This window comes from Chamaesiphon sp., assembly GCF_041738855.1.
Lineage (GTDB): Bacteria > Cyanobacteriota > Cyanobacteriia > Cyanobacteriales > Chamaesiphonaceae > Chamaesiphon.
Genome location: NZ_JBGSPA010000085.1, coordinates 1 through 3,630, shown reverse-complemented (window position 1 = coordinate 3,630; position 3,630 = coordinate 1). Strand labels below are relative to the sequence as shown.

Annotated in this window: 5 protein-coding genes; 2 read left to right on the top strand and 3 right to left on the bottom strand. The window is 41.8% G+C overall.

Annotated elements, in window-relative coordinates; translation table 11 throughout:
- Positions 1–512 precede the first annotated feature (512 nt).
- Together ACEW9I_RS08570 and ACEW9I_RS08565 are read right to left on the bottom strand one after the other, a co-directional pair.
- Entirely contained in the window at positions 513–977 is a 465-nt protein-coding gene (locus tag ACEW9I_RS08570) for a type II toxin-antitoxin system VapC family toxin (protein WP_373539931.1), read from the bottom strand.
- A gap of 51 nt (positions 978–1,028) precedes the next feature.
- The gene (locus ACEW9I_RS08565) at positions 1,029–1,247 is read right to left on the bottom strand and encodes a type II toxin-antitoxin system Phd/YefM family antitoxin (protein ID WP_373539930.1); all 219 of its coding nucleotides are present in this window, start codon (positions 1,245–1,247) and stop codon (positions 1,029–1,031) included.
- Between the two features lie 483 nt (positions 1,248–1,730).
- Between ACEW9I_RS08565 and ACEW9I_RS08560 the strand changes: the two genes are divergently transcribed.
- Positions 1,731–2,345: a class I SAM-dependent methyltransferase gene (locus ACEW9I_RS08560; protein WP_373539932.1), complete on the top strand. Its 615-nt coding sequence runs from the start codon at positions 1,731–1,733 to the stop codon at positions 2,343–2,345.
- On the opposite strand, the gene ACEW9I_RS08555 is transcribed toward ACEW9I_RS08560, so the two are convergent.
- On the bottom strand, positions 2,324–2,944 hold the full coding sequence (locus tag ACEW9I_RS08555; protein ID WP_373539929.1) for a class I SAM-dependent methyltransferase: 621 nt from the start codon (positions 2,942–2,944) through the stop codon (positions 2,324–2,326). The two genes, ACEW9I_RS08560 and ACEW9I_RS08555, sit on opposite strands and share 22 nt — an antisense overlap.
- 202 nt (positions 2,945–3,146) lie before the next feature.
- Here ACEW9I_RS08555 and ACEW9I_RS08550 point away from each other — a divergent pair, with 202 nt between their 5' ends.
- On the top strand, positions 3,147–3,518 hold the full coding sequence (locus tag ACEW9I_RS08550) for an acyltransferase family protein (RefSeq protein ID WP_373539928.1): 372 nt from the start codon (positions 3,147–3,149) through the stop codon (positions 3,516–3,518).
- The last annotated feature ends 112 nt before the right edge of the window (positions 3,519–3,630 follow it).

Here is a 3,630-nt window from a genome sequence, read left to right as displayed (position 1 = left end):
GGAAATCAAGGCATATTGTATATATTTCCAAGAAACTTTATTTCTCGGTTTGCTTAGCGAAGTGGCGTAGTTCATGATGATACTCTATGTTTTTATTAATATAAGTTTTAACTCGATTTATTTAAGTAACCACCGATCGAACGACGAACGGTTTAGATACAAAAAACCAGAATCTAAGTTTTTTAACTACCGTCGATCGAAGATTCAGTTAAGAGGCGATCGAACAATAACAGCCATGTATTAAGTAAAATTAACTTGACTTGATTAGTTGGTTAGGTTAGATTCGTACTCTCTTTTATCCGCATGAGATTATAGACGATTGCCAAAAATAATCAAGAGTAAATCCAACAGTGAACAAAATTTTACGATTAACAAAAAAATGGAGTCGTTATTCAACTAAATTGCTGAATAACGGCTCCATTCGAGGTGTAAGCATTGGCGATCAATATTGAGTTCGATCGGGCGTTCGCACAATCTCTGTCAAGTTGCCTTGAATTAATAGCGACTGGCGACTATCGATTTAGACTTTTGCTTGACGCTAATTCTGCTCTGGCTCTTTGACTCACGGATATTCTATTCGTGTTACGTTCGTCTGAGTCGTTAAGGAGGATTTCCACATCACGATCGGCCAGCTCTGGGTTAGCAGTAACGAGGGTCATGCCCTCGACTCGTGCTTGGGCCAGCAGGATCAGATCGAATCGATCTAGCGGCAATGTTGCTAGTTTTAACACCTGATCTGCTCGAATATCCAAAAATTGTGCCCGCAACTTTTTGATCCGACTGGCAAGATACGAATCGATCGGTTCTGGCAGCGATAACGTTCCCAGTGACACCTTAATCGTCAGCTCGCACGCGCTGGCAACTGAAAACCAGAGTGAGTTAGTTTCGTCAGAGATGGCGGCGATCGTTGGAGCACTCAAGCGATCGGGTTCGACAAACCACCACAAAAAACACTGGGCATCGATTAGTATTTTCACTCGCTACTGATTCCTTACTCTTGTTTAGCTCAAATACCAAAAAACTAGGGCTTATAAATAAGGCGGCAGCGGGTTGTTGAAACTGGAGGGGATGTAATATAAGCCCCGATCGACACCCATACTGCGACTGCGCGATCGCTTATTTTCTACAGGAACTAACCTAGCCACCGCGATACCTCGATTGGCGATGATTATCTCTTCCCCCAGTTCCACGCGGGATAGCAATTTGGAAAACTGGGATTTAGCGTTATAGATCGTAAATGTATTCATCACGATTGCAAGAAATTAGATTTCAAACTTATTATAGAACAAAATTACTAATATATTCTTGAAAGACGTGGACATTACGAGCTTTTGTCTTGAAAACGGCAGAAACAGCCTCTTTACTCCTTCTTTTCTTAGACGGAACAGCTTCAACGACAGTCTCGACAGATGCCGTTACTGACTCAGTGGCTGCTGGAGCAGCGATAAGTCGTCAAAGTATAGGATTCTCGCGGCGCGGCTATGCCGACGGGTCATTAAATTTAGAGGTTCATGTGTGTTAATCTGAAGATTATGAGAAGAATATGAAAATTAATCCACGTCACAGATTGACAAAATTCCTTCACTACCAGAGTGCAGCGGACAGTAACCCTCCCAACTAACGGTAGCTTCTGGAAAAAGATGTTGGCGTATGCGGGGCCAGGATATCTTGTTTCGGTCGGATATATGAACCCAGGCAACTGGGCAATTGTCAATAAACTCTTTATTATTATGAATATTTATTCCCGACTAATTTTTCCCACTTTAATCGACCGAGTAATGTCTGGGGAGGATTTTGCCAACTATCGGCAGATAGTCCTCGCCGATGCAGTAGGATCGGTACTCGAAATTGGTTTTGGAACTGGTTTAAATTTAGCGTATTACCCGCAAAGCCGAGTAGAGAAAATTACCACTGTTGATGTCAATCCAGGGATGAATAAACTCGCGCAAAAGCGGATAGCAGCTAGTTCAATCGAGGTAGATTATCAGGTGCTAAATGGAGAAAAATTATCGATGGCAGATGATACATTCGATACGGTAGTTAGTACTTGGACACTGTGCAGTATCAAACAGGTAGAAACAGCGATCGCTGAAATTCACCGCGTACTAAAACCAGGTGGTAAATTCCTATTTATCGAACACGGATTGAGCAATGAGCCAAATATTCAAACTTGGCAACATCGAATCACTCCGATTCAGAAAGTAATCGGTGATGGCTGTCATCTCGATCGCCCGATCCGCCTATTAATTGCTAAACAGTTTAATAATTTAGATATTCGGGAATTTTACAGCCCTAACACACCTAAAATTGGCGGATATTTTTATCAAGGAGTTGCAATTAAGTAATGGCAATATAAAAATTGCTGAGTCGTATTAAATGGCGTTTTATGTAATTCTATACTAGTCTCTAATAACTGGAATCGATCTCCAAATTCTGCTTGTAACGATCCGGCATCATAACGCACAATCTCTAATCCACTGCACTTTTCTGGCCCATCTAAGCCAAAAGTCGCAATAATTACATGACCGCCAGGTTTAACTGCATCCAAAACTTGTCGAGCATAGGCTACTCGTTGTGCTGGCAAGGTGAGAAAATGAAACACTGCTCGATCGTGCCAAACATCATACTGTTGCGATGGGAGGTCTGCTGTTACAATGTCGGCGACTAACCAGTTGACTCGATCTGCGACTGTTCCTAATCGTTGTTTAGTCGTATCTATTGCTGCTTGCGAAATATCCAAAACATTCAGGTGCTGGTATCCTCTCTCGATTAAGTCATCAACTAATGTTGCTTCGCCACCACCAATATCAATTATCGTAGCATTGAGATCTGGGGCAGCACGTTTGATTAGTGCTAGCGACTTGTCGAGGTGCGCTCGATACCAACTTACCTCATTGGCAGCTTTTGTTTGGTAAACTGTCTCCCAATGCGTTTTTGAGTCCATGATAATTATACCGATAAAAGTTAGTTGAGATTTTAAAGTAGGGGTGAAGAAAACAATTGTGCAGAGATCGAGCGGTACAAGTAGATTGCCTGATTATCTGCCAGACTATAGTAAACATTCTCTTGCGATAATTCACCATTCGCATCGATCGTAACACTTGCAACTGGTGAGATACCGCCGATTCACATAAGGTTAAGGCAATATGAATCAGGAACCTCTTTTAAACCTCGAAGTAAGTAGATCTGCAAGACGTTATGACTTTGATTGGCTCAAGGTTATAGCAACATTTGCAGTTTTCATTTTCCACTGTCTGCGATTTTTCGATCTCGGAGCTTGGCATGTAAAAAATAACCAGCTTGATGCGATCTCCACTATCTTTGCAGGAATTTTGCTGCAATGGATTATACCGTTATTCTTCTTATTATCTGGCACCAGCATCTATTTCGCACTCAAGTCCCGTACCGCAGGACAATTCCCCCGAGAACGATCGATCCGTCTACTAATTCCGTTGCTGTTTGGAATTTTCATCTTATCTCCACCACAAGTTTACTCACATCTTGCACTAGTATATTAGCTCTACTATTCAAGGGGTTGAAAATATGAGAAAAAGGGCGTGGAAAAACATTGATGAGAACAGTGAACACCATTCTCCCTTACGCCCAATTAATACTCTACACGCTGTTAGA